21 protein-coding genes are annotated in these 26,086 nt (G+C 48.5%); 15 read left to right on the top strand and 6 right to left on the bottom strand.

Annotated features, from left to right (window positions below; genetic code table 11):
* Positions 1-97: 97 nt before the first annotated feature.
* A complete protein-coding gene (locus tag HMPREF3047_RS10260; protein WP_049322171.1) occupies positions 98-1,228 on the bottom strand; it encodes a polyamine ABC transporter substrate-binding protein in 1,131 nt (376 codons plus the stop codon).
* Positions 1,229-1,479: 251 nt separating this feature from the next.
* Here HMPREF3047_RS10260 and alaS point away from each other — a divergent pair, with 251 nt between their 5' ends.
* Together alaS and HMPREF3047_RS10270 are read left to right on the top strand one after the other, a co-directional pair.
* Entirely contained in the window at positions 1,480-4,374 is a 2,895-nt protein-coding gene (gene alaS / locus HMPREF3047_RS10265) for an alanine--tRNA ligase (protein ID WP_070713992.1), read from the top strand.
* A 120-nt stretch (positions 4,375-4,494) separates the two neighbouring features.
* On the top strand, positions 4,495-5,961 hold the full coding sequence (locus HMPREF3047_RS10270; protein ID WP_070713995.1) for a PIN-like domain-containing protein: 1,467 nt from the start codon (positions 4,495-4,497) through the stop codon (positions 5,959-5,961).
* 240 nt (positions 5,962-6,201) lie between these two features.
* On the opposite strand, the gene HMPREF3047_RS10275 is transcribed toward HMPREF3047_RS10270, so the two are convergent.
* From HMPREF3047_RS10275 to HMPREF3047_RS10285, 3 genes are all read right to left on the bottom strand, one after another.
* Positions 6,202-7,059, bottom strand: a complete 858-nt coding sequence (locus HMPREF3047_RS10275) for a CAF17-like 4Fe-4S cluster assembly/insertion protein YgfZ (protein ID WP_070713998.1) — start codon at positions 7,057-7,059, stop codon at positions 6,202-6,204.
* 122 nt (positions 7,060-7,181) lie between these two features.
* Positions 7,182-7,745, bottom strand: a complete 564-nt coding sequence (locus HMPREF3047_RS10280) for a peptidylprolyl isomerase (RefSeq protein ID WP_004519955.1) — start codon at positions 7,743-7,745, stop codon at positions 7,182-7,184.
* Positions 7,746-7,943: 198 nt separating this feature from the next.
* On the bottom strand, positions 7,944-10,202 hold the full coding sequence (locus tag HMPREF3047_RS10285; RefSeq protein ID WP_070714001.1) for a TonB-dependent siderophore receptor: 2,259 nt from the start codon (positions 10,200-10,202) through the stop codon (positions 7,944-7,946).
* 233 nt (positions 10,203-10,435) lie between these two features.
* On the opposite strand from HMPREF3047_RS10285, the gene HMPREF3047_RS10290 reads away from it, so the two are divergent.
* The 13 genes from HMPREF3047_RS10290 (at position 10,436) to HMPREF3047_RS10350 (ending at position 24,004) form a co-directional block, all read left to right on the top strand.
* A complete protein-coding gene (locus HMPREF3047_RS10290; RefSeq protein ID WP_070714004.1) occupies positions 10,436-12,202 on the top strand; it encodes an ABC transporter ATP-binding protein/permease in 1,767 nt (588 codons plus the stop codon).
* Between the two features lie 146 nt (positions 12,203-12,348).
* Positions 12,349-13,074, top strand: coding sequence for a glycosyltransferase family 2 protein (locus HMPREF3047_RS10295; RefSeq protein WP_070714009.1), 726 nt, complete (start codon positions 12,349-12,351; stop codon positions 13,072-13,074).
* Between the two features lie 4 nt (positions 13,075-13,078).
* Entirely contained in the window at positions 13,079-14,008 is a 930-nt protein-coding gene (locus tag HMPREF3047_RS10300; RefSeq protein WP_070714012.1) for an LpxL/LpxP family acyltransferase, read from the top strand.
* A 26-nt stretch (positions 14,009-14,034) separates the two neighbouring features.
* The gene (locus tag HMPREF3047_RS10305) at positions 14,035-14,472 is read left to right on the top strand and encodes an acyl-CoA thioesterase (RefSeq protein WP_004519960.1); all 438 of its coding nucleotides are present in this window, start codon (positions 14,035-14,037) and stop codon (positions 14,470-14,472) included.
* A 103-nt stretch (positions 14,473-14,575) separates the two neighbouring features.
* The gene (locus HMPREF3047_RS10310) at positions 14,576-15,955 is read left to right on the top strand and encodes an MATE family efflux transporter (protein ID WP_070714014.1); all 1,380 of its coding nucleotides are present in this window, start codon (positions 14,576-14,578) and stop codon (positions 15,953-15,955) included.
* Between the two features lie 63 nt (positions 15,956-16,018).
* Complete coding sequence (locus HMPREF3047_RS10315; RefSeq protein ID WP_070714017.1) at positions 16,019-16,792, top strand: LEM-3-like GIY-YIG domain-containing protein; 774 nt, start codon at positions 16,019-16,021, stop codon at positions 16,790-16,792.
* 46 nt (positions 16,793-16,838) lie between these two features.
* Entirely contained in the window at positions 16,839-17,879 is a 1,041-nt protein-coding gene (gene murB, locus HMPREF3047_RS10320; protein WP_070714021.1) for a UDP-N-acetylmuramate dehydrogenase, read from the top strand.
* Positions 17,880-17,897: 18 nt separating this feature from the next.
* The gene (locus HMPREF3047_RS10325) at positions 17,898-18,539 is read left to right on the top strand and encodes a TetR/AcrR family transcriptional regulator (protein WP_004519965.1); all 642 of its coding nucleotides are present in this window, start codon (positions 17,898-17,900) and stop codon (positions 18,537-18,539) included.
* A gap of 89 nt (positions 18,540-18,628) precedes the next feature.
* Positions 18,629-19,402, top strand: coding sequence for a Rossmann-fold NAD(P)-binding domain-containing protein (locus HMPREF3047_RS10330; protein ID WP_070714024.1), 774 nt, complete (start codon positions 18,629-18,631; stop codon positions 19,400-19,402).
* A 50-nt stretch (positions 19,403-19,452) separates the two neighbouring features.
* Entirely contained in the window at positions 19,453-20,025 is a 573-nt protein-coding gene (locus tag HMPREF3047_RS10335) for a ubiquinone biosynthesis accessory factor UbiJ (protein WP_004519967.1), read from the top strand.
* 27 nt (positions 20,026-20,052) lie between these two features.
* Positions 20,053-20,943 (top strand): NAD(+) kinase, encoded by an 891-nt coding sequence (locus HMPREF3047_RS10340; protein ID WP_003746351.1) that lies wholly within the window; start codon positions 20,053-20,055, stop codon positions 20,941-20,943.
* Positions 20,944-20,969: 26 nt separating this feature from the next.
* A complete protein-coding gene (locus tag HMPREF3047_RS10345; protein ID WP_036491162.1) occupies positions 20,970-21,275 on the top strand; it encodes a hypothetical protein in 306 nt (101 codons plus the stop codon).
* A 284-nt stretch (positions 21,276-21,559) separates the two neighbouring features.
* Positions 21,560-24,004, top strand: coding sequence for a TonB-dependent receptor (locus HMPREF3047_RS10350; protein ID WP_070714220.1), 2,445 nt, complete (start codon positions 21,560-21,562; stop codon positions 24,002-24,004).
* Between the two features lie 100 nt (positions 24,005-24,104).
* On the opposite strand, the gene HMPREF3047_RS10355 is transcribed toward HMPREF3047_RS10350, so the two are convergent.
* Both HMPREF3047_RS10355 and HMPREF3047_RS10360 read right to left on the bottom strand, forming a co-directional pair.
* Positions 24,105-25,157, bottom strand: coding sequence for an AAA family ATPase (locus tag HMPREF3047_RS10355; protein WP_283122331.1), 1,053 nt, complete (start codon positions 25,155-25,157; stop codon positions 24,105-24,107).
* A 113-nt stretch (positions 25,158-25,270) separates the two neighbouring features.
* Positions 25,271-26,074 carry an RNA ligase family protein gene (locus HMPREF3047_RS10360; RefSeq protein ID WP_070714031.1) on the bottom strand — a complete coding sequence of 268 codons (804 nt, stop codon included), beginning with the start codon at positions 26,072-26,074 and terminating at the stop codon, positions 25,271-25,273.
* Positions 26,075-26,086 lie beyond the last annotated feature (12 nt).

Raw genomic sequence — 26,086 nt, forward strand, 5'->3', positions numbered from 1 at the left:
AGTCTGACACAAACCAAAGGCCGCCTGAACAGCCGTAAAACGAAATCAAGGATTTCGGTTACACCATTCAGACGGCCTGAATATGATTCAAATCAGCTTATTTTCCTGCTTTCACGCTTTGCCATTGGCGGACCATAAATTTCAACGCCGCAGGTTGAATAGGCACCATGATAAAGCTGTTTTTCAAATCTTCATCAGTCGGGAAAATCGTATTGTCGTTTCTAAACTCTTCATCCATCAGCTCCTGAGCTGGTTTGCTGGACGGCGCATAAGTAACAAAATTGCCGTTTTTCGCCGCAACTTCAGGATCTAAGAAATCATTGATATACGCATGGGCATTGGCCACGTGTTTGGCATCTTTCGGAATCACAAACGAATCCACCCAAATTCCCACGCCTTCTTTCGGCATCATCACACGGATTTTTTCCTTGCCGCCCGCTTCTTCGGCACGACGTTTGGCAATGTTCAAATCGCCGCCAAAACCAATTGTTACGCAAGTATCGCCGCGCGCCAAATCATCGATAAAACCGGACGAGGTAAAACGCTTGATGTACGGACGGTTTTTCTTCAAGACTTCCGTAGCCGCCTTAATATCCACCGTTTCACTGCTGTTTGGATTTTTACCCATATAATTCAATACCATAGGATAAATCTCTGCCGCGCTGTCCAAATAGCTGATGCCGCATTGCTTGAGTTTGGACGTGTATTCGGGGTTAAACACCAAATCCCATTGATTGTCCGGCAGTTTGTCCGTACCCAAAGCCTTTTTCACACGCTCGGTATTGATGGCAAAAGTGTTAGTCCCCCAATAAAACGGAACGGCATATTCGTGGTTCGGATCAACGCCTTCCATCAGCTTCATCAACTGAGGATTCAAGTTTTTATAGTTGGGAATCAGGGATTTGTCGATTTTCTGATACGCACCTGCCTTAATCTGCCTACCGACAAACGCATTGGATGGACCCACGATGTCGTAACCCGACTTGCCGGTCAACACCTTGCTCTCCAGCGTTTCATCGCTGTCATATACATCATAAGTTACTGAGATACCGTGTTTTTTCTCAAACGCGGCAACCGTCTCGGGATCGACATATTCCGACCAGTTGTAAATGCTCAATACCTTTTGATTATCGGTTTGCGCCGCCTTGTCGGCAGAAGTTTTGTCCGAGCCGCCGCAGCCGGCCAATGCCAGCGCAGTCAGTACGATGAGGGGCAGATGTTTGGCCATTATCATTCCTTGCGTATCCGGTTGAAAAGAGAAAGGCATTATAAAGCAGGCAAGCCGGGGCGGATAGGCTTCATTGCTAAAAGATATCGACCCGCTTGAAGCCGTCTGAAAGACAGCTTGCCGCCAACTTAAAACCTTTCTGCCGATAGCTTGAAATATGGTTTTGCGGTAAGATAACGCCCATTCGTTTTTAATCTCAACGTGCCGTCCGGGCCGTCTGAAATCTTTGTACAAAATTTTATCGAGACATTATGAAAACCACCGAACTACGCCAAAAATTCCTGAAATTTTTCGAATCTAAAGGCCACACCATCGTCCGCTCCTCCTCGCTCGTGCCACACGACGACCCAACCCTGCTGTTTACCAACGCAGGTATGAACCAATTTAAAGACGTATTCCTCGGCTTTGACAAACGCCCCTACAACCGCGCCACTACCGCGCAAAAATGCGTACGTGCAGGCGGCAAACACAACGACTTGGAAAACGTAGGCTACACCGCCCGTCACCACACCTTCTTTGAAATGATGGGCAACTTCTCCTTCGGCGACTACTTCAAACGCGATGCCATCCACTTCGCTTGGGAATTCCTGACTTCCCCCGAATGGTTGAACATCCCTAAAGACAAACTGTTGGCAACCGTTTACGCAGAAGACGACGAAGCCTACAACATCTGGTTGAACGAAATCGGTATGCCTGCCGAACGCATCGTCCGCATCGGCGACAACAAAGGTGCGAAATACGCATCCGACAACTTCTGGCAAATGGGCGACACCGGCCCTTGCGGCCCTTGCTCCGAAATTTTCTACGACCACGGCGAAGAAATCTGGGGCGGCATTCCGGGCAGCCCTGAAGAAGACGGCGACCGCTGGATTGAAATTTGGAACTGCGTATTTATGCAGTTCAACCGCGACGAACAAGGCAATATGAATCCACTGCCTAAGCCTTCCGTCGATACCGGCATGGGCTTGGAGCGCATGGCCGCCGTCATGCAGCATGTTCACAGCAACTACGAAATCGACTTGTTCCAAGACCTGCTCAAAGCCGTTGCCCGCGAAACCGGCGCAGCTTTCAGCATGGAAGAACCCAGCCTGAAAGTCATCGCCGACCACATCCGATCCTGCTCCTTCCTGATTGCAGACGGTGTCTTGCCTTCCAACGAAGGCCGCGGCTACGTATTGCGCCGCATCATCCGCCGCGCCGTGCGCCACGGTTACAAACTAGGCCAGAAACAGGCGTTTTTCTACAAACTCGTGCCCGATTTGGTGAAAGAAATGGGCGCCGCGTATCCTGAGTTGAAAGAGAAACAGACACAGATTATGGAAGCCTTGCGCGCGGAAGAAAGCCGCTTCGGCGAAACGCTGGAAAAAGGCATGGGCTTGTTCAACCAAGTGCTCAACGGCATGAAATTCCTGAAACTGGAAAGCTTGTTGCCGCAAGACGGTGTAGGCAAACCTCTGACATTGAAAACCGCAGATGGTGTGGAATTTACCGCCGCTTCCCGTGTTGCTCCGAGCAAAAAGCAAATCGTTATCCGTCCTCGAGTTTCAGGCAGCCTGAACGAAGGCATGTATATCGATTTGCAGGCTGCTTTGGAAACCGCCCATATTCCCGACGCGAAAAAACCGTTTGCCGAAGCCTTGAATACCTACTTGATGGACAACATCGCCAACAGCAAACTCGTTATCGGCGGCGAACACATCTTCAAACTCTACGACACCTACGGTTTCCCCTACGACCTAACCGCCGACATGGCGCGCGAACTGGGCATCGAACTGGACGAAGCAGGCTTCGAGCGTGAGATGGAAGCCCAACGCACACGCGCACGCGCCGCACAAAGCTTCAAAGCCAACGCTCAACTGCCTTACGAAGGTCAGGACACCGAGTTTAAAGGTTATAGCGAACGCCAAACCGAATCCAAAGTCCTCGCCCTCTACAAAAACGGCGAGCAAGTCAACGAATTGAACGAAGGCGACGAAGGTGCCGTCGTTATCGACTTTACCCCGTTCTATGCAGAATCCGGCGGCCAAGTCGGCGACGTCGGCTATATCTTCGCAGGCGAAAACCGCTTTGAAGTACGCGATACCCAAAAAATCAAAGCGGCCGTATTCGGCCAATTCGGCGTACAGACTTCAGGCCGTCTGAAAGTCGGCGACAGCGTTACCGCCAAAGTGGATGACGAAATCCGCAATGCCAATATGCGCAACCACAGCGCGACCCACTTGATGCACAAAGCCCTGCGCGACGTATTGGGCGAACACGTTGAACAAAAAGGCTCTTTGGTTACCGCCGAATCCACCCGTTTCGACATTTCCCATCCTCAAGCGGTCACTGCCGAAGAAATCGCCGAAGTAGAACGCCGCGTCAACGAAGCCATTTTGGCCAACGTTGCCGTCAACGCAGCCATTATGAGCATGGAAGATGCCCAAAAAACCGGCGCCATGATGCTCTTCGGCGAAAAATATGGCGACGAAGTACGCGTACTGCAAATGGGCGGTTTCTCTACCGAATTGTGCGGCGGTACACACGTTTCACGCACTGGTGACATCGGCCTCTTCAAAATCATTAGCGAAGGCGGTATTGCCGCAGGCGTGCGCCGTATCGAAGCCATCACCGGCCTGAACGCACTCAAATGGGCGCAAGAGCAAGAGCGTTTGGTGAAAGACATTATTGCCGAAACCAAAGCCCAAACCGAAAAAGACGTACTGGCTAAAATCCAAGCAGGCGCAGCACACGCTAAAGCATTGGAAAAAGAATTGGCACGCGCCAAAGCCGAACTCGCTGTCCATGCTGGCGCCAAACTCTTGGATGATGCAAAAGACTTAGGAGCAGCCAAACTCGTTGCCGCACAAATCGAAGCCGATGCCGCAGCCCTGCGTGAAATCGTGACCGACTTGACCGGCAAATCAGAACAAGCCATCGTATTACTTGCCGCTGTCAACGAAGGCAAAGTCTCCCTGTGCGCCGGCGTATCCAAACCGCTGACAAATAAAGTGAAAGCCGGCGACTTGGTCAAATTCGCAGCCGAACAAGTCGGCGGCAAAGGCGGCGGAAGACCGGATTTAGCACAGGCCGGTGGCAGCGATGTGGAGAAACTGCCCGCGATGATTGACAGCGTGAAAGACTGGGTCGGCGCGAAGCTGGCTTGATGTAAGAAAGGCAGCCTGAAAGTTTCAGGCTGCCTTTTGTGCAGAAAAATATAAAAATGTTGGGTCATGATCCAACCTTGCTATTAGATTTTTATAATTTTAAAAGTCAAGGAAACAAAAATGCCTTCTATAAAAGATGTATTTAAATGGGCACTACCATTAACCGAAAAAGAAAAAAAAGAAATTTGGGAAAATGCAGTATTAACAGTTGATACAAATGTTTTATTGGATTTATATCGTTACCATAAAGACACTAGAGAAAGTATTTTGAATAGTTTAAAGCTATTCAAGGGGAGGATTTGGCTCTCAGACCAAGCTGCCAATGAATTCTTTAAAAATAAGAATGAAGTAATTTACTCTGCAAAAGAACAATTTGAAGCTGCACAAACCTCTACAATCCAAAACATTAAGAATAAGATAGATAACATTGCCAGTGATATAAAGGGGAATCGAGCTATATCTAAGAAATTAATTGATGCGTTGGAGCTTGATAAATACAAAACTGATATTTTAGAGAAGCTTGATAAAGTTGAATGGGATGATGCATATATAAATAATACAGAATCAGATAATGTTCTTGAGAATATTTTAGAATTATTTGGAGATAATAATTGCTTAGGTGAGCCTTTTTCAGAATCTGATAAAAAAGAATTAATTGAACTGGCCAATAAAAGATTTGAAAATAAAATTCCTCCAGGATATGCGGATGCAGGAAAGGATGGAAAAGATAGAAAATATGGCGATTTCTTCTTATGGGAACAAATACTCAGGTATGGCAATGAAATTAAAAAACCCATTATTTTAGTTACCTCTGAACAAAAAGAAGATTGGTGGGAAAGACGTTCAGGCAAGACAATTGGTCTCCGGCTTGAGTTAAAAAAAGAAGCTCAAGATAGAGAATGTAAAATTCTTGTATTGCAAACGAAGAGTTTTCTTGCATTGGCGGAAAAATATAAAACAGATGATCAGGACATTGATAATAAAGATGCCATAGATGAGGTAAAACAATTAGATAAAGAAAAAATTAATCAAGAAACACACAAACAAAATAAATCTCTTCTGCACTCAAAAATTCACACTGTAAAAGATGTACAACAAGAAATTGAATATATTGACGATAATAGTAACGTTGGATATTTGATTTGTACTATTAGCAGGCCAACTTCTCGTTTTACTGTAACAGGAAGATTTAATCCAAGATTTAAAATTGTTCCTAAAGTTTCAGTACGATTGATCGATAGTCCAAGTGGCGTATACAGCGATCCACATGCCGCAACAGGTACAACCTACGATTTTAATATCCACTTACATGCAGAACGTGGCAATGCATTACCTGAAGGAGAGTATGTTTTTAAATATTTCGCATTTAATGACTCAATTAATTACTTTGATAGTTATGAAAAAATTGTAAACTGCCCTGAGTGTTTTTCTCCTTATTTAGTCGATGCCAATGTTTGCACAGAATGCGATTATCATGCCTTAAGAGAATGTCAAGCATGTGGTGCTGAAATTCTCCCGCAAGAATTAGATTGCGCCCCATTTTGTGGACATTGTGCTTACATGATAGAAAAGCTAAATGAAGAATGACACAAAGCAAGCCGTAGCCCGCACCCCTGTCAACCGTGTGCGGTACGTACGCAGTTTTTGTTGCTACCGAATGATTTCAAACCATGCCGTAATTCAGTCGGCAGCAAACGCTGCTTGGGTCATGTACCAACAAAACTCAATATCAAAGGCCGTCTGAAAAATAATTTTCAGACGGCCTTTCTGTTTTGATTTTAAGCTGATTAATCCTTAAATTTAAGCTTTTTATTCAATCATCTAACATCAATCTTTCTCAACTGTAAAAAACAGTGCTTCCTGTTTCAAAGCACTGCCATCTGCATCGGTCAATGCTGCTTCTGCTGCGGAAAACTTGATAACGGCGAGGCTGAGGCTGCCTTGTTCAGTCAGTGCTGTATTGAGGATGACGCCTGCTTCTTCTTCGCCGACTTTGACGGCAATACCGGCGGCTTCTAAAGAATCGCCGCTTAATACGGCCAGACCGCGTTTGACTTGGCCCCGGTATTGGGCGCGGGCGATGATTTCTTGGCCTGGGTAGCAACCTTTACGGAAATGGACTGCGCCGATGACGTGTTGGTTGAGCATTTGGGCAACGGCCGCTTCTTTGGTTGCGGCGCAAATCCACGGATAGCCGCTGCGGATTTCGTGCAGGTTCCATGCGTTTTCGGCTCCTGCTTGATATTCGGTTGCGTTTTCGGCTGCTGAAATTTTCAGACGGCCTGTGTGCGGCAAGGCAATTTCTACGGCGTTTTCTTGAATTTGGGCTGGGAAAGACAATTGCGGTTCGGCAGCAGGATAAGGTTCTGCATTGTCTGCCAACTCGCCGCTAACTGCTAAATCAGGCATCAGCTCGAAGACGACTTTTGCACGCAAGACAAACATTCTCAGGCGTTTGACGATGGCTTCGGTCAAATCTTGCGCCATGACCAACAGTAAATTTTCTCCGCGATTGACGACCAACATATTCGCCAACACACGGCCTTTAGGCGTATTGTATGTAGCATAACATGCTTGACCGGAAGCTAAATTATTAATATCGTTGGATAATTGGCCATGAAGAAATGAAGCTCTGTCTTCACCGCTGACGCGGACAACGCCGAAAAAAGGCAGGCGGGTTTGCATAATCGACTCCTTAAATTGTGGATGCTGAATTATCGCCCAAATTACCGCTTATTATCAAATAAATAAATTCAGGCCGTCTGAATGTTTCAGACGGCCTGTTGTTTGGGTTCAAACAATCAAAATTATTTGATGCTGACTTTGCGGATAATCACGGCTTCGGTTGGAACATCTTGATGAAAGCCGCGTGTCGCAGTTTTCACTTTGCTGATTTTACGGACGACGTCCATACCGGAAGTAACTTTACCGAAAACGGCATAGCCGTAGCCTTGAGGGGTTTTGCTTTTGAAATTCAAAAAGTCATTGTCGGCTGTATTGATAAAGAACTGGCTGGTTGCTGAATTCGGATCGCCGGTGCGCGCCATGGCGATGGTACCGACATTATTTTTCAAGCCGTTGTCCGCTTCGTTGTTGATGGCTTTATCGGTGGATTTTTGAACCATTTTCTCGGTAAATCCGCCGCCTTGAATCATAAAATTGTCGATAACGCGGTGGAAAATCGTGTTGTCGTAAAAACCTTTTTTGGCGTAATTGACAAAGTTTGCCACAGTTTTCGGCGCTTTAACTTCATCCAGCTCCAGTTGGATGTTGCCCATATTGGTTTCAATCACGGCATGGGTAACCGCTTGCGCTTGCACGGAAAGTGAGAGTGCGAGGGCGCACAGGGTCAGTTTGATGGATTTTTTCATATGTCTTCTCGAATAATGTATTGTGAAAATGGAATATTAACCTTGTTTCGCGTGAAATCCATAAAAAACATGTAAGATTTTTCAAGCAAAAAACATAAGGCAATCAAATCAGGCCGTCTAAAAAGGGATAAAAAACAAATTCTTGCTTTTTATATTCCCTTTCAGACGGCCTGCTATTACGGTCAAACCGAAATCAGATTAGAAATCCAATTCCGCTTTCAGCCAGTAAGTACGCGGCATACCGACGACGGCGAAGCTGCGGTCGTATTGGCCGCGCTGTACTTGCCAGTAGTTTTTGTTAAACAGGTTTTCTACCGAGCTGCTGACGGTCAAAGTATTTTTGCCCAGTTTGGTTTTGTAGCGCGCGCCTACGTCAACCAAAGTGTAAGATGGGAAGGCATATTGTTTTTGCGTGTCTTGGTAAGACTTGCCGAAATACGAAACATTGCCGTTCAAGGTCAGACCTTTGACAAACGGTGTATCCCACTCAACACCTGCTTTGGCAATCACGCGCGGATTGGCGACTTGCACGCCGTTAACCAGCATATCGCGCGAATTCGGATAATTCTTCACGGTCGATTGCAGATACATCAGGCCCAAAGACGGACGCAAAGTATTGTTGAGCAAATTCGCGTAGGTGTTGAACTCAATACCGCGGCTGCGTTCCATGCCTTGCTCGTCTCCGGCTGCGCCTCCTTGGGCTTTATACGCTGCGAAGTCTGTTTTGCTGGTGGTAGAACCGCGCCAGTAGCCCGGACGTTTGATTTGGAACGCGTTTAACGTGGTCACGAAATTGCCCCAGTTTTTACGCACGCCCACTTCAAACTGACGGCTGACACGCGGTTTGGACATGGTGGTATTGCCGTCATCGTCGGTTTTGATATCCGCAGGCTCCAAGTCTTCCATGTAGTTGCCGTAAACGACCAAGTCAGGTTGCGGTACCCAAGCGGCCATCAGCATCGGGCTGAAGCGTTTGGAGTCCCCGCTTTTACCTTCTTTTTTATTGGTGTATTCAACCGCTTGGAAACGACCGCCCAAAGTCAGACGGTATTTGTTGTCGGCAAAGCCCAGTGTGTCAGACAAGGCCAAGCTGTTGACTTTGATATTGGCATCCAGGTTTGCTGAGCTTTCCCAGTCTGTCGCGTAATTAGGGACAAAAGAAGCCAGTTGATTGTCAATATTGCCGTTTGCATCAACCTCAACGCGGCTTTTGCCCGCAGCCGAACCACGGACAGTCGCACGCTGACGAATGATACGGTCAAAAGCAGTACTCCAGTTATGCGTTACCGGGCCGGTTTCAAATTCGCCGCGCGCGGATAAATTCATACTCAAAGTACGGAAATATTGGTCGGTCAGGCGTGCCGTACCTGTGTGGTATTGGTTGGCACTTGAGCAGGTTGCGGTTTGGCTGCTTGCGCCTTTTTTACCGCAGATGGTCGGAGAAATCAGCGTGCCGTAATAACGCGCCTTGTTGTAACCGATACCGCCGGTAATTTGCGCATTTTCAAACGCATCCCATTCGAAAGTCAGCATATTGGTTTGACCGACGGTATTTTGCCAGTTCCAGCTTGGCAACAGATTTGTTTTGCCATCCGGTGCATCGAACAAACGACCATCAGCGTTTTGGATGTCCTGCATACGTGCGCGGCCACCGTTGGTTTTGCGTTTCGCGTAGATGGAGTCGAACGCCACGCGCACTTTTTCGCCGCGATAGTCGGCATTTAAAGCAAATTCTTTGTTGTCTTCGCTGTAACCGTGGCGCGGGGTGTCGCCGTGGCGCAGTTTGCCGTTGGCGCGCACGCCGAATTCTTTGTTTTCGCCGAAGCGTTGGCCCAAGTCAAACGTGCCTTGGGCGCGGTTGTTGCTGAACCAGCCCAAACCGATTTTGCGGTTGCCTTCGTCGGCGGCTTTTTTGGTTTCGATATTGACGGAACCGGATACCGCGCCTTCAGGGTCCATGCCGTTTACGGCGGTGGACGCGCCTTTAATCAGTTGTGCGGAGCCGACTTGCACGCTGGCCGTACCTTGTGTGCCATACATACCGGCCAAGCCGTTGACGCTGAATTGGCGCGAGTCAAGCTGATAACCGCGGAAATACAGGCCGGTCAAGGTATTACTTTCGCCGCCAAACTGCCAAACGGAAGCGTCTTTTTTCGCTACGGCATCTACCAAAGTACGCGCTTCGGTATTATTGAGGGCTTTTTCGTCGTAATTGACCACGGTAATCGGTGCGGTAAAGGCATTGGCTTTACCCAATACACCCAAATTCACACGGTCGCGCATATCGCCGTCACTGGCAATAGAATACGAGCGTGCGGCCTTCACGCGTTTGGCGTTGGCGTGGACTTTGACTTCCTGCACTTCTGCATGGGCTTCGGGAGCAGGAGTGGCTTCATCGGCGGCGTAGGTGAATGCGCTTGCAACCACAAGCGGCATTAAGGCTAATTTGCTTTTCATAAATTCCTTCTGAGTTGAAATATTAATAATTCTTATATCGGGTAAAAAATTACAAAGTAATTTAGCTTTGTGATTATATTTGATAAGATTCCTACTTTCCACAAAAACAAATAAGAACTGTTTGTAAATACAAAAATACAACAGTTTGAAAAACTATTTTCATAGTGATCATAATTTAATAAATTTGCCGTCCTTTTCAGACGGCCTTTACGACCCTTTTAGAGAATACACCCATGCAAAAATGGCAAACCGAGCTTTATTCCTCACCGTCTTGGTTGGTGCAGACCTTGTTGATGGTCGCCGCAGCTTCGGCGGTAATTCTGTTTTTTGCACGCAACACACGCTTCGGGCGCGAGTTTAGCTATATCCTGCGCCTTTGCCTGACGCCGAAAAGTGCAGTTAAAGTATTGCTGCTGATTACGGCGATGATTACGTTGCTGTTAACCGAAGTGCGGCTGAATGTGTTGAGTACATTTATGTCCAAAGGGCTTTACGACTCGATGCAGGATTTGAACGCCTCCGCGTTTTGGATGTTTGCAGCGATGAACGCAGGCGTGGTGCTGATACGGGCGTTTAACAACGTCGTCAACGACTTTCTCGATCAAGGCTTGGCGATTAAATGGTCGGAGCGGCTCAATGAAGTTTTAACTTCGCGCTGGCTTGCCGACAAAAACTACTACCGCCTGCAAATGCGCCGCCATGCGCCGGACAATATTGACCAGCGTATCCAACAGGACGCGCAGGAATTCATTGCTTCGACCATTGAATTTGTGCGCGGCATGGTCAATTCGGTCGTTACCTCGCTGGAATTTGCCGTTGTTTTGTGGGGCTTGGCAGGCATCCTGACCGTGTTCGGCTTCGATATTCCGCACGGCATCGTTTGGTTTGTCTATATGTTTGTGATTTTGGCGACCTTTATCGCCATGTGGATAGGCAACCCTTTGATTCGTTTTAATTATGAAAACGAAAAACTCAACGGCGACTACCGTTATTCCCTTGTCCGCGTGCGTGACCATGCGGAAAGCGTCGCGTTTTACAACGGCGAAAAACACGAACACGACCAGCTTTCTGACCGCTTCAAAGCCATTATTCGCAACCGTTGGCGCATTGCTCGACAAAGCGTCTGCCTGAGCGGCTTTAACGATATGTTCACCAACGGCATCAAACTCTTCCCCATTATTTTGCAAGCTCCGCGCCTGTTTGCCGGACAAATCAAAATCGGCGACATTCAGCAGACCGTCCAAGCCTTCGCACGACTGCAAAACGCGCTGTCTTTCTTCCGGATGTTCTACAACAAATTCACCGCCTACCGCGCCCGATTGGAGCGTCTGTACGGCTTTTTGCTGAGCACGGAAGAAAAACACGCCGCACAACAACCCGAGCTTACCGAAGTTTCAGACGGCCTGATCTTGGAAAACGTTGCCCTATACCGCCACAACGGCGAAGTTTTATTAGACGGTATCAACATCAACCTCAAAAACGGCAACTCCCTGCTGATACGCGGCCCGAGCGGTTGCGGCAAAACCTCGCTGCTGCGCGCGCTGGCGGGGCTTTGGCCTTTCGGCAGCAGCGGCAAAGTCAGCCATCCGCCACATCAAGACATCCTCTTCCTGCCCCAACGCCCGTACACGGCACAAGGCAGCCTGCGCAATGCGATTTGTTACCCCGACATCGACAAGCAGCATCCGGAACTAATCAACGCCATGAATACCTGCCGCTTAGGTTATCTCGTTGATAAATTGGATAAACCCGACGACTGGCAACACAAACTCTCCCCCGGCGAACTCCAACGCGTCGCCTTCGTCCGCGCCCTGCTCTCGCAGCCCAAAGTCATCCTGCTTGACGAAGCTACCGCCGCTTTGGACGAACCGACCGAAGCCATGCTCTACCGCGCCTTAAAGCAAAAACTGCCCGACAGCATCATCATCAGCATCGGACACCGCAGCACACTCAACGAGTTCCATGATTTATGCCTCGATGTCGGTCATGTACAATGCTGAATTAATGGCATATAAAAGGCCGTCTGAAACAGTGAAAAACGAAATCAAACGATTTTGTCCTCGCCGTTTCAGACGGCCTTTTCAAACGCCATGGCATGTTTATTTGCTATACTCTGCATTGTGTTAACGTCGTCTAAAAAATATTTATGAAAACCCTGGCCCTCATTCCACATTACAACCACCCGACCACCATCAGCCACGTTGCCCAAACCATGCGCGGCTTCGGTTTAAACGTTTTAATTGTGGACGACGGTTCACGCGAAGAATGCAAACCTGTATTGCAGGCTTTGGTTTCAGACGGCATTGATGTCCTTTACCGCCCCATCAACGGCGGCAAAGGCGCAGCGGTCAAAACCGGCTTGGAATACGCTCAAGAACATGGCTATACCCACGTCTTGCAGGTTGATGCAGACGGCCAGCATTGCTTGAGCGACACACCCAAACTCCTCGCCGCAGCAGAGCAAAACCCCGAAGCCGTTGTTTGCGGCTGGCCGCAATACGGCGATGACGCGCCCAAAGCACGGCTTTACGGACGCAAAATTACCGATTTCTGGAATATGCTGCACACTTGGTCATGCGACATCAAAGATGGCATGTGCGGCTTCCGCCTCTATCCGCTTGCACCCGCGCTGTCCGTCGTCCGCGAAGAAACCGTAGGTGACCGCATGGACTTCGATACGGAAATCCTTATCCGCCTGTACTGGCGCAACGTCAAACCGGTTTGGGTTAAAACACCCGTCCAATACGCCGCCGACGGCGTGTCCCACTTCGATGCCTTTGCCGACAATGTCCGCATCAGCAAAATGCACACACGGCTGTTTTTCGGTATGTTGAAACACCGATTGGGTAAAGTTTTCGGAAAGGCCGTCTGAAACCATGACCGACCATAAACAAACCCATTGGGCAGCGCAGCCCGAACGCGGCAGCCGCCTGTTTCTCGCCCTGACCACATTGATGGTGCGCTATCTGCCGGCCTTTTTGATGAAGCCGTGCATTTGGTTTGTGGTGCTGTATTTTTATGCAACCGCGCCCAAACCGCGCCGTCATGTCTTACGCTATCAAACCCGTCTTCAGACGGCCTTTCCCCATATCGTCCTACCGAAACACAGCGTATTCAAACAATTCGTTGCATTTGGCGAAGCGGTTTGCGACCGTTTTGCCGTGTGGCAACGCAAAATCCGTTATGAAGATTTGGTGATTGAAGATCCTGACGACATCTATTCGCAAGTCAAACGCAACGAACGCGGCCAGATTTTTGCCTGTTCGCACTTGGGCAATACCGAAGTTTGCCGTGCGCTGGTGTCACACCACAAAGATTTCAGACTCAATGTATTGGTGCACAGCAAACACGCGCAGGCATTTAACGAGGCATTGCAAAAAGCCGGCGCAGAACATATCCGCCTGATTCAGGTAACCGATTTGGACACCACCCTGATGATGGAATTGAACCGCCGTATCGAAGACGGCGAATGGATTGCCATCGCGGCCGACCGCGTACCTGTCCGCGGCGAGAAAACCGCCGATATTAATTTCTTAGGCCACACCGCCCCTATGCCGCAAGGCGCATGGCTTTTGGCTTCGCTTTTAAAAACGCAAGTAAACATGCTGTTTTGCGTCAAACAAAACGGCCGCCATCATTTGAAACTGCGCCGCTTTACCGATACTTCCAGCTGGAAACGCGGTAACCGCGAAGCCGCCGTCAAAGACGCGATGCAGGGTTTTGCCGACATTTTGGCGCAAGAATGTGCGCAAAATCCGTTACAATGGTTCAATTTTTATGATTTTTGGGGCGAAGACGCCGTCTGAAACCAACACACTCACTTTTTTAAGCCATGAAAAAACACATCTACTGCCAACACAGCTTTGAAACCGAAGTTCCTTTTTTTGATGTAGATGCCATGCACATCGTGTGGCACGGCAACTATGTCAAATACCTTGAAACCGCACGTTGCGCTTTTCTGTCTTCCATCGGTTATGACTACAACGAAATGGGGCGGCAGGGGTACAGCTGGCCGATTGTGCAGATGAACCTCAAATACATCCGCCCTGCCCGTTTCGGCCAAAAAATCCGCGTTGATATGGACATTGTCGAAATCGAAAGCTGCCTGCGTATCGATTACACCATTTACGATGCCGAAACCAATGAAAAGCTGACCCGCGCTTCGACTACCCAAGCCGCGGTTTCGCTTTCAGACGGCCTGATGCAGTTTCAAACGCCGGACAGCTGGTTGGAAGCCGTCAAAAGACATCCGACATTTAAGGCCGTCTGAAAAATTTAACGATTAAACCAATCTTTGTCTATGTACAAACATTACCCTTTATAATTTTAAATTTCCGTTTTCAGACGGCCTTTGTCCTCAAACCGCACACATTATGCTACTGAACCTCAACCGCTTTGCCTTTCCTGTTTTCTTAAAAGAAACCCGCCTGCTTACCGCCCTCGCCCTGCCTATGCTGTTGGCGCAAGTGGCGCAAGTGGGCATTGGTTTTGTCGATACGGTGATGGCCGGCGGCGCAGGCAAGGAAGATTTGGCTGCGGTGGCTTTGGGTAGCAGCGCGTTTTCTACGATTTACATTACTTTTATGGGCGTGATGGCGGCGTTGAACCCGATGATTGCCCAATTGTACGGTGCAGGTAAAACCGAAGAAGTCGGCAAAACAGGAATGCAGGGCATTTGGTTTGGTTTGTGTTTGGGCGTATTCGGTATGCTGTTGATGTGGGCGATGATTACGCCGTTCCGTCATTGGCTGACATTGAACGATTATGTCGAAGACACGATGGCGCAATATATGTTCTTCACCAGCTTGGCAATGCCTGCCGCCATGATACACCGCGCCCTGCACGCTTATGCCTCCAGCTTGAACCGTCCGCGCGTGATTATGTTGGTCAGCTTCGCGGCATTTGTGTTGAATGTGCCGCTGAACTATGTGTTCGTTTATGGCAAATTCGGTATGCCTGCTTTGGGCGGCGCAGGTTGCGGCGTGGCAACGGCGGCGGTATTTTGGTTCAGCGCATTGGCTTTGTGGCTGTATATCGCCAAAGAAAAATTCTTCCGTCCGTTTGGCTTGACGGCAAAAATCGGCAAACCCGATTTGACAGCTTTCAAACAGATTTGGAAAATCGGCGCCCCCATCGGCTTGTCTTATTTTTTAGAAGCCAGCGCGTTTTCGTTTATCGTCTTTTTGGTGGCGCCATTCGGCGAGGATTATGTCGCCGCGCAACAAGTCGTCATCAGCCTGTCGGGTATTTTGTATATGGTTCCGCAAAGCGTTGGCTCGGCAAGCACGGTACGCGTTGGCTTTTCGCTCGGGCGGCGCGATTTTTTGCGGGCGCGTTATATTTCAGGCGTTTCACTGGTGTTGGGCTGGATGCTTGCTGCCTGCACCGCGCTGCTCTTGGTCATCTTTCGCTTTCAGTTGGCCGGTATGTACACCAACGATGCGGCAGTATTAGGCATTGCTGCGACTGTTTTATTTTTCGCCTCCCTATTCCAATTGGCAGATGCCACCCAATGTATCGCTTCATATGCGCTGCGCGGCTATAAAGTAACCAAAATGCCGATGTTCATCCATGCCGTGGCTTTCTGGGGGTGCGGCCTGTTGCCCGGCTACCTGCTTGCCTATCATGCCGATATGGGCATTTACGGCTTCTGGACTGCGCTGACCGTTTCACTGACGATTGCCGCCATAGCATTGGTATGGTGCTTGGAATTGTGCAGCAGGGAGATGGTCAGATCGCATAAGGTCGTCTGAAATTTCTTTCAGACGACCTCCATTTATATTTTATTTACGGCTTATTCACTTTTAAGGAAAAAAATGTTTTCAACCTCTATTATAGAAAAACTTGCTTACTATGTTTATTGCTTGATTGACCCTAGAGATGGCAATATTTTCTATGTAGGTAAAGGCGTGGGCAATCGCGTTTTCCATCATGCCCTAGGTTCATTACAAGAAACAGAAACGCCAAGTGATAAAATTGCCTTGATTAGGGAAATACATCAAAGTGGAAACCAACCCGTGTATTACATTCTGCGGCACAACATCCAAACAGACAAACAGGCTTTTGAATATGAAGCGATGGCAATAGACCTACTCTCCTTAGTCAAACCGAGCCAGCAGCCGCTGACTAATATTCAAGGCGGCACACATTCTTCTGAAGTAGGATTGATGAGCTTATCCGAATTAAAACGAAAATATGATGCGCAAGAATTGAAAACTGATAAACCTATTGTTTTAATTACGATTAATAACGAATACGAGAAACTGAAAAAAGACATTAGATCTGGGAATATTCCTGAAGCCAATAGGGATAAGGAAATTTACGAACGCACACGGAAATATTGGAAAATCGGAAGCCGACGTGAAAAAGCAAAATATGCAGTTGCAGTCTATCGCGGCTGGACATTGGCAGTGTATGAAATCGAAAGATGGATTTCTGCCGACGATATTATTCAAGGTCGTTGGATGTTTGAAGGCAAGCCGTTACCAGAAGGCTCCGACATTTATGAAGAAATCGTGAATAAGCTGACCTATTCTTCCCAAGAAAATTATAAAGCGCCCCAAAACCCCATTACCTATCGTAATTGTTAAATAGTAAGTTTTCAGACGACCTGAATCCACAAAATCACAAATCATCATGCAACCCATCCAATACCAAACCGACCTCACCCCCTACAACACTTTCGGCCTTCGCGCCCAAGCCCAAGCATTTGTTGCACTCAAACATGCCGACGAGTTGCGCGACATCGTCCGGCTGTCCGAGTTCAACCGAGATACTGTTTTATGGCTCGGCGGCGGCAGCAATATCCTTCTGATGGAGGACTATGCCGGTCTGGTTGTGCATATGGAAAACAAGGGGATACGCGAAATTGAGCGTTCAGACGGCCTGGTTTATATTGAGGCTCAGGCTGGGGAAATTTGGCATGATTTTGTTTTGCACACGGTTGGGCTGGGTTTAAGCGGGCTGGAAAACCTCAGTCTGATTCCGGGCACGGTCGGCGCGTCTCCGGTACAAAATATCGGTGCATATGGTGTTGAAGCGAAAGATGTTATCCATAGCGTACGCTGCTTTGATTTGGATACGGAAACCTTTGTCGAGCTTTCCAATGCCGACTGTGACTTTGCCTATCGTGAAAGCCTGTTCAAACAGGAAGGCAAAGGGCGTTATGTGATTGTTTCGGTTGTCTTTGCGTTGAAAGAGCATTTTGTGCCGAACTTGGGCTATGGCGATTTAGCGACCGCGGTTGCCGAACTGAGCCAAGGCCGAGAGGCAACGGCCAAAGATGTTTCCGATGCAGTGTGTGCAATCCGCAACAGTAAACTGCCTAATCCTAACGTACTTGGTAATGTCGGAAGTTTCTTTAAAAACCCAGTTGTCAGCGCTGAAAAAGCGGCCGATTTGTTGCAACAATACCCCAATATGCCACGCTATCCGCAGCCTGACGGTTCGGTCAAACTCGCGGCCGGCTGGCTGATTGACCAATGTCATCTGAAAGGCCATCAGATCGGCGGTGCGGCTGTGCATGACAGACAGGCTTTGGTTTTGGTGAATAAAAACAATGCGTCCGCGCAAGATGTCCACCAGCTGGCACAATATGTTTGTAATACAGTATTTACTCAATTTCAGGTAGAATTACACGCAGAACCCAACTGGCTGCCTACTTCATACAGCCTATAAAACAAAGGAGTGTATCCCATGCCGCGCATTGCCAAAGTCAACACTTACACACGAATCATCAATGCCAGCCTCGCCTTGTTCAACGAAGAAGGCGAGCGCAATATCAGCACCAACCACATTGCCGCCCACTTGGGCATCAGCCCGGGCAACCTCTACTACCATTTCCGCAATAAAGACGAAATCATTGTCCAATTGTTCAAGCGTTACAGCGAAGCCCTGCTTGTCTACCTTAACGAAGCCGTATTGCCGTCTAATGTGGAAGACTCCATCAACTACATGGCCGGTATTTATGATGTGATGTGGGAATATCGTTTCCTTTTCAGCGATGTGAATACCCTGCTTGCCCGCAGTGCCGAATTATTGGGCGAACACAATACCTTTACCCAAGCCAAAGTTTCACCGCTGTTGGTCAACCTGCTGACCCAGCTCAACGGTCTGAACATCATCAGCGCAGACCAAACCGCCATGAACGACCTTGCCGTCAATATGTGGATGGTAACGAAATACTGGTTCGACTTTGACAGCTCCCTGCGCGGCCGCGCCAAGTTGACCGAAGACTCCAAAGTACGGGGCATCAGCCGCACACTCAGCCTGTTGCGCCCTTACCTCCTGCCGGAACACCGCGCTGAATTCGACCAAAAAATCGGCAGCAACCATTAATTTTTCCATACAAAGGCCGTCTGAAAACGTGGCTTTAACCAAGTTAAAGCTATTTTCAGACGGCCTGTTAATTTTCGGATGCTTTATTTATGCACCTTCCCGATATTTCCATTCTCGGCTTAGGCTATCTCGGCCTGCCGCTGGCGCAAAAATGTTATGAGCAAGGCAGTCAGGTAGCCGCCATCAAACGCAACCTGACCTCCGACGACATCAATCTGCCGATTGAACTCGACATCCTCGATTTAAATCAAGATGATATTTTTCACAGTTCGGCATTGTGGCAAAATCATATCAACAAGCCGACATGGTTCTGCCTGCTTCCGCCTTCATCATTAAACCATTACGCCGATACCCTGAAAAAATGGATTCAACTTGCCGAGCAATCTAAGGTACAACACATCATCTTTACCAGCAGCACCAGCGTGTATGGCGACCAAGCACGCATATGCGATGAAACCACGCCGCCCGATCCGCAAACCGAATCCGCCCGTCAAATCCTCACAATCGAGCAAGCCTTGCTGAAAAGCGCCGTCCCCCATATCGACATACTGCGACTGGGCGGACTTTATTCTGCCGACCGTCATCCCGTTACCAAGCTGGTTCAAAAAACACGCATTCAAGGCGGCAATCGACCCATCAATATTCTTCATAAGGATCTTGCCGTCCAAGTCCTTTTTCAGACGGCCTGCCAAGCAGACGGCAAACGCATCCGCAATATTGTCGAACCCCTCCACCCAAGCCGGGCCGAATTTTATACTGCCGAAGCGGCCAAACTCGGCCTGCCGGCTCCTGATTTCATCGTTGATGACAAAAGCAACGGCAAAATTGTAAATACCGTTTGCGCAGACGGGCTAAGCCTGTAAAATTGCGACTCAACCCATTAATCCGTTTCAGACGGCATTTAGAGTAAACCATGTCCGCCCTATTTCCCCTTATCAACCACCTGATACAGCAAAATCCAGAGCAACAGCGCGAGCTGTCTGAATTTGCAGGCAGCATCATCTGCATCAGCCTGACCGGTTTCAGACTGACCGGACGCATCAGCGAACAAGGTTTTCTTGAAACCGCAAATGAAACCGCCGACACCAACATCACATTTCACAACAGCGCCATCCAAAAAATCCTCCAAGGCGGCCAGCCCGGCGTGGGCGATATCAGCCTCGAAGGCGACTTGGTATTGGGCATGTCCGTCCTTCCTATTTTGGGTGGACTGCGCTATTATCCGAGCGAAGATTTGGCGCGTGTATTCGGTCATGTGGCCGCAGAAAGCATCAGCTCGCGCGCCGGCGACATCGGCCGCACCATGAAAAAAATCGGCAAAAGCATTGCCGAACAAATTAGCGACTTTTCACGCGAACCCGAATCCCCTGTTATCGACCAAGCCACGCTTGCCGCATGGCTGGAAGAAGTGGACAAACTGCGTGACGACGTTGCCCGCCTAAACGAACGCCTCGACCGGCTCGAGCGCGATATCTGGATAGATTAGACACTTAATTTCAGACGGCCTACTACCATGAAAAGCCCATTTAAAAACATCGGTATCGTTACACGTCCCAATACGCCCGAGATTCAAGATACCGTCCACACATTGGTTTCTTTTCTGCGCGAAAACGGCTTCACCATCTATCTGGATGAATTGAGCGTAGAAGAACACTGCGTCTATATCCAAGATTCCGCCTACTGCGAAACCGTAAACAAAGCCCAGCTGGGCAAATACTGCGACCTCGTCGTTGTACTCGGCGGCGACGGCACCTTCCTCTCCGCCGCCCGTGAAGTCGCCCCGCGCGCCGTACCCATCATCGGCATCAATCAAGGCCACTTGGGCTTCCTCACCCAAATCTCACGCGACACCATGGTTGAGGGCATCCGCCCCGTCCTGGAAGGCAAATATCTGCCCGAAGAGCGCATCCTCATCGAAGCCAGCATCATTCGTGACGGCGAAACCATCGAACGCGCCCTCGCCCTCAACGACACCGTACTTTCTCGTGGCGGCGCAGGCCAAATGATCGAATTTGAAGTATTTATCAATCAAGAATTTGTCTATACCCAACGTTCGGACGGTCTGATTATTTCCACGCCGACAGGTTCGACCGCCTACGCGCTTGCCGCCGGAGGCCCCATCATGCAGGCCGGTCTGCACGCCTTCACGCTTGTGCCTATCTGCCCGCAATCCATGACCAACCGTCCGATTGCCATCCCTGACACCAGCGTGATTGAAATCCTCATTACCAAAAGCGGCGACGCACGCGCACATTTTGACGGACAATCCCATATCGACGTGCAAAACTTCGACCGCATCATCATCCGCCGCTATCACAACCCCTTGCGCGTCCTCCATCCCACCGATTACCAATACTTCAAAACCCTGCGCCAAAAGCTGCATTGGGGCGAACAATTGATTTAAACACCACTTCAATAAATAGGCTTACCATGAAAACCATTCCCCAAACCTTAATCATCGCGCTGTGCGCCCTTTCCTCCCTATCCGTCTCTGCACACGGCATGCACAAAAGCAAACCCTTGTCCTTTGAAGAATTGCCGAAAATCTGCCAGCAATACTTTACCCGTGCAGATGCGTGTTACCAAAAAGCAGGCGATAAAGCATCGTTCCAACGCGACAACACAAAATACCTGCGCCAAATCCTGCCCGCCGCCGACGTAGGCCAACGCGAACGTATGTGCCAAATTGCCATGGATACATTTGCCGAAAAAACAAAAAACTTGAGCTGCGAATAAAGACCTTTGTCTTAACTCTAGCAATTTTTGATTCCATAAAAAGGCCGTCTGAAACATTGGATTGTTTCAGACGGCCTTTTAATATTTTATAACTAATTATTAATAGCTAGTCTATACTAAATTTTACAAATATTTATAATTATTGATAATAATCAAAACTAATTAAAATAGACATGTTTATTTATGATAATTACCATAGAAAAGATATATCATGATGCCTTTCGTAATGTGATATCAATAAAGGATAAGCGGTGAAACAACAATTTTTATGTAACAAAAATAAAATGTTATGCGCCATTTTGGCTGTTTTCTCAGGCCAGTCATTTGCGGAAGAACTTCCTCAAGTAGATATACCTGAAGTCAAAGTTGTCGGTAATGCGCCTTCAAGTAACTGGCGTTTGCAGCCTGGCGCAAAAGACTATCTAAGAGATGGAGAAGTTTTAACTACAAACGATTTAAAAACAAAACGCGCCGTATCGCTCGGACAGACTGTGGAACAAGTCTCCGGCGTTCAAAACAATGCTTACGGCCCTAATACCGGCGTACCGCAAATCCGCAGCTTGAGCGGCTCGCGCGTATATGTCAGTGAAAATGGTTTGGGTATTTCGGATGCCGCTTCTGTCAGCCCTGACTTACCGCTGATGGTCAATCCGTTCATGGCGGAAAAGATTACCGTTTTAAAATCATCGGCAGCAGTCTTGTATGGCGGCAATGCGATTGGCGGCGCAGTTGATGTTGATACCGGCGTGATTGCCACAGAACTGCCTGAAAAAGATTTAAACGGCAAAGTCGAAGTCAGCGGCGGCTACAATACGCCGCGTGTCGAAGCGTTCAAATTAAACGGCAAAGTCGGCAATGTGGCTTGGCATTTGTCGGGGGCAGACACTCATGCCAATGATTACCGTATTCCGGGCGATTCCAAACCGGCCGCCTGTTACGATCATGCCAATATTTATAGCTCTCGCCTGATGTGGGCGTGTCAGGTTACGCCCGACATTACCGAAACCTTAAACAAAGGCTATTACCGTTATGTCGCAAAAGACATTCCGGCTTTCATTGAACAATGGAAACGCTATAACGACGGCTCGGAACCTGACGAATCTGAATTGTACAAATTAAACAAACCGTTTTGGGGCGATTGGGTAGAAAATCCGCTTTATGACGGCAGTCCAAACTTTAGAAATAAAGTCATCAATGCCATGAAAGACGATATGCCTGTTGAAAAAGGCCGTCTGAAAAACAGCCATCTGAGTAATCAAAACTTTGCTTTCGGCTTGAGCCATATCGGTGAACGCAGCTATGCAGGCTTATCCGTCAGCCGCTTCTTGAGCAAATCCGGTATTGCAGGCTTCGGCTATTACAATTTTGCCGAATCAGGCCACCACCACGGCGGAACCCACAAAGCACCGGTACGCGAATACGCTTCCGTACGTGCCCAACAAACCCGTTGGCAGGCAGAAGCCATGTACCGTCCATTGACGCCATGGATTGAAAACATCAAATTCCAAGCCGCCTATACACAAAACCCAACATCCGAATACTTGGGCGACACCAAAATGCAAACTTTGGACAGCAAAACTTTCCAAAGCCGTTTGGAGTTCAACCACAAAGCAAGTTCTTGGCTGAAAGGTACATTGGGCGCAGATTGGAAACAGCGCAGTACAGAATCTTCAGGCATCAACGGCAAACGCACCGGAAACTATGCCTACCTGCCCGATACCGACAGCAAAGAATACGGCATTTTCGCTTTGGAAAACTTCAAGTGGAAAAACTGGAATGCGTCTTTGGGTTGGCGACATGGCGAAGTCCGTCACTCGGTCGACATCGGCGATTACAAACCTGGACGCAACAGTTCGACCGTTAAAGGATTGGAAGAGAGAGGCCGTCTGAAATACAGCTTAAACCACTATCATGCAGGCTTAGGCGTAGATTTGTTTGACTTCTTAAAACTGGGCGCACGATACAGCCGTTCACAACGCGCCCCTGAAGTCAACGAGTTGTATGCAGGTGGCGATCACTATGCACTGATGGCTTCAGAATCACACTGGGGAGTCGATGTCCTACGTCCGGAAACAGCAGGTACTTGGGAAGTAAACGGCGAAATCGGTTGGAAAGACGGCCGCTTCCGTGCAAGCTGGTATAAAACCCAATTTAAAGACTATACCTTCCTCGTAGATGCCGCACATGACGGCGGCCAACGTCTGCCAACCAAATACTGGCGCTCTGGCGATACCCAGCTTCACGGCGTAGAATTGGAGGTAAACCAATGGTTTGACCTGAATAAATACGGCACATTGGAAGCACGCCTATTTGGCGATTTCGTACACAACCGCGCCGATTTGGACGACGAACGCAACAGCACATTAGGCAATGGCAACCGTGTCCGCAACAACGGCTATTACATGCCCAATATGCCCGTATCCCGCTACGGCGCGGGCCTGACATGGAATAAAGGCAACTGGCAACTGGGCACCAGCCTGACACGCTACCGCCCAGCCAAACATACAGGAAACATGGCTGCCAACTACAAAGAGCCTGTTTTAGGCGGCTATACCATGTGGGATATGTACATGAGCCATACCACCAAACATGGAAAATCGACAGCCGAATGGTTCCTCGATGCACGCAACCTTGCCAACCGTACCGCAAGACCGCAAAACTCCATGCTCAAATATATCGCACCATTGCCGGGCCGCTCTGTCCGCGCCGGTGTAAGGCTGACGTTCTAAGTTGAAAATAAAACAAACCGGATCCCCAGCTGATGGAAATCCGGTTTTCTTTTTTGATTATTTGATTTTCAGACGGCCTAATTACAAGGTTCTTACCTTTTTAAGAAGAAACCACAGAATCCACTGTATGCGCTTCACTGTAATCAGGGATTTCTAGCTTTTCTATCATGCGGTGCAACACATCATTCGGCACAGAATGTTCGCGGTTACGGTTTTGCGATAGTAATTGCGTGTAAGGCACTTCCAAATAAATGAGATGCACGCGTGCGCCGTAATCGGCAAACATCGGCAGCCATTTGCTGCGCAGGTCGCGGTTAAGATTGGTCGCATTAAAGACAAATGACGTACGGGCTCGCAGATATTCCTTTGCCTGCTCTTTACCCAAACGCACGGCTTCGGCGGTATGTTTGGAATCTGCGGGATTGAGTTTGCGCTCACGGCGAATCTCATCCAGCGACAGCATAGGCAGATGGGCAAGATGTTGCCTGATGTAACTGTCTTTGCCGCTACCTGCTATGGCGCACATGGCGTACACATCAAAGGTTTGATCATCAAATGGCTGATAATCCGGCATTTCGCTACGGCCGTTAAGATAGAGATAGCGTCCGTAGTCGCTGGCAAAAGTACGCGCTTTACCCCAACAAGCATTTTCTTCACAGAGTTCACGAAACAAATCAATGCGCAGCAAAATATCCTGTTGGTCGCAACATATACGACCCAGTACATCGGCTTTAGCCAGCATGGCAAGATGCTCAGTATTGACCTGCAAACTGGCCGCTATGACGGCTCGCTCAGGATTAGGCTTGTTAATCGCCCATAAGGGCAATCCGTGCAAGCGCACGAGTTTGGCAATGGCTTCTCTTACAGCAAACGGAGCGGCAAGTTCGGTATACAGTAAAGTACGGGCGGTATGCTCGCCTTTTTTTGCGTGATGCGGCGAAACGATACGCTCTTTGCCGTTTTCTATTTCACACTTGGTCGTACTGCGTTTTTCCACATCATGCAGCATGGCGGCAGCAAACAAAATATGCTGCTCCTGTTCATCAAGCGCTTGAAACTCGGGCAGTTTCAAAAGGGCTTCGCACACCATTTTGGTATGCGTAAATACATCGCCTTCGGCATGCCACTCAGGGTCCTGGGGAACGTCCTTCATATCGGCAAACCAGCTGAAACGACGTTCTAATGCTTGCCAGTCAGGAAGTTGACCGGATATATAATATGGGAATGTCCACATAATTGTCTTTCTTATTATTGGATCATTGGACTTCAGGCCGTCTGAAACTGCCAGCTTTGCCAATGGTATTTGTCGTAATCGATAAGGTGGGCAGGCTTCCAAGTTTTCGTCCAATGAACGTCGGTTTTAACATGTTTGGCTCGCACCAATTTGAAAAGATTGTCGAATTCATTGGATTGAACAGGCAGGTTGCCGTTGTTGGTGGCAAAATCAGCGGCGTTCCGGATAACAAAACCTTCACTGCATGCCTTTCCTGTTTTCGGATCGTAGCCGCCGATCTTTCCGGCAGTTTGTACGCTGTCTGTCCACGGCTCTCCCAAATTAGCGGCAAGCCATTGCGCTAAAGCAATATCTTCATTGGCGTATTTTTGAGTGAAATCTGCAAGCGGCTGGACAATGGGGATTTCTGGCACAGTCGGAAAATCAAACAGCTGCGCATAAAATTTAACCTCTTCCCATGAAAGCCAATATCCGCCACGTCGGACTGCAAACAGGTAAAAATAGCTTTCCAGTTGTGAATAGGCAATCGAATGAATGCCATACATATTCTCGCCAAAAAGTTCAAGATCGCCTAAATCATCTTTAATTTGCTGCCATCGTTGCAGCAAAGGCTTGTCCCACGGATGCTGGGTAGGTGCAGCATGACTACGGGCATAGAGGCCGTGCGCGGCAAAGCAGTTGTTTTGCCCATCTAATTTTTCGGTTAAAACCAATTTCGGCAGCTCGGCAAAATATGAAAGAAAGCCGCGCGGCATAAAGCGGTCGTCTGAAGTCGTGCCGAGGCTGATGGGCGCGTGCAGGCTGCGGGCGTATTTTTGGGGTTCGGTTGTCGTCATAATATTTTTTCC

The sequence above is a fragment of the Neisseria sp. HMSC075C10 genome (assembly GCF_001815615.1).
Classification (GTDB): domain Bacteria; phylum Pseudomonadota; class Gammaproteobacteria; order Burkholderiales; family Neisseriaceae; genus Neisseria; species Neisseria subflava_A.

Bases quoted from the DNA above. Each gene is read 5' to 3' on its own strand.
- HMPREF3047_RS10260 (WP_049322171.1), bottom strand. From the start codon at position 1,228: ATGGCCAAACATCTGCCCCTCATCGTACTGACTGCGCTGGCATTGGCC.
- HMPREF3047_RS10360 (WP_070714031.1), bottom strand. From the start codon at position 26,074: ATGACGACAACCGAACCCCAAAAATACGCCCGCAGCCTGCACGCGCCC.
- HMPREF3047_RS10345 (WP_036491162.1), top strand. From the start codon at position 20,970: ATGAAAACCATTCCCCAAACCTTAATCATCGCGCTGTGCGCCCTTTCC.
- HMPREF3047_RS10315 (WP_070714017.1), top strand. From the start codon at position 16,019: ATGTTTTCAACCTCTATTATAGAAAAACTTGCTTACTATGTTTATTGC.
- HMPREF3047_RS10355 (WP_283122331.1), bottom strand. From the start codon at position 25,157: ATGAAGGACGTTCCCCAGGACCCTGAGTGGCATGCCGAAGGCGATGTA.
- HMPREF3047_RS10280 (WP_004519955.1), bottom strand. From the start codon at position 7,745: ATGAAAAAATCCATCAAACTGACCCTGTGCGCCCTCGCACTCTCACTT.
- HMPREF3047_RS10270 (WP_070713995.1), top strand. From the start codon at position 4,495: ATGCCTTCTATAAAAGATGTATTTAAATGGGCACTACCATTAACCGAA.
- HMPREF3047_RS10305 (WP_004519960.1), top strand. From the start codon at position 14,035: ATGAAAAAACACATCTACTGCCAACACAGCTTTGAAACCGAAGTTCCT.
- alaS (WP_070713992.1), top strand. From the start codon at position 1,480: ATGAAAACCACCGAACTACGCCAAAAATTCCTGAAATTTTTCGAATCT.
- HMPREF3047_RS10290 (WP_070714004.1), top strand. From the start codon at position 10,436: ATGCAAAAATGGCAAACCGAGCTTTATTCCTCACCGTCTTGGTTGGTG.
- HMPREF3047_RS10350 (WP_070714220.1), top strand. From the start codon at position 21,560: ATGTTATGCGCCATTTTGGCTGTTTTCTCAGGCCAGTCATTTGCGGAA.
- HMPREF3047_RS10295 (WP_070714009.1), top strand. From the start codon at position 12,349: ATGAAAACCCTGGCCCTCATTCCACATTACAACCACCCGACCACCATC.
- HMPREF3047_RS10310 (WP_070714014.1), top strand. From the start codon at position 14,576: ATGCTACTGAACCTCAACCGCTTTGCCTTTCCTGTTTTCTTAAAAGAA.
- murB (WP_070714021.1), top strand. From the start codon at position 16,839: ATGCAACCCATCCAATACCAAACCGACCTCACCCCCTACAACACTTTC.
- HMPREF3047_RS10300 (WP_070714012.1), top strand. From the start codon at position 13,079: ATGACCGACCATAAACAAACCCATTGGGCAGCGCAGCCCGAACGCGGC.
- HMPREF3047_RS10325 (WP_004519965.1), top strand. From the start codon at position 17,898: ATGCCGCGCATTGCCAAAGTCAACACTTACACACGAATCATCAATGCC.
- HMPREF3047_RS10275 (WP_070713998.1), bottom strand. From the start codon at position 7,059: ATGCAAACCCGCCTGCCTTTTTTCGGCGTTGTCCGCGTCAGCGGTGAA.
- HMPREF3047_RS10335 (WP_004519967.1), top strand. From the start codon at position 19,453: ATGTCCGCCCTATTTCCCCTTATCAACCACCTGATACAGCAAAATCCA.
- HMPREF3047_RS10340 (WP_003746351.1), top strand. From the start codon at position 20,053: ATGAAAAGCCCATTTAAAAACATCGGTATCGTTACACGTCCCAATACG.
- HMPREF3047_RS10330 (WP_070714024.1), top strand. From the start codon at position 18,629: ATGCACCTTCCCGATATTTCCATTCTCGGCTTAGGCTATCTCGGCCTG.
- HMPREF3047_RS10285 (WP_070714001.1), bottom strand. From the start codon at position 10,202: ATGAAAAGCAAATTAGCCTTAATGCCGCTTGTGGTTGCAAGCGCATTC.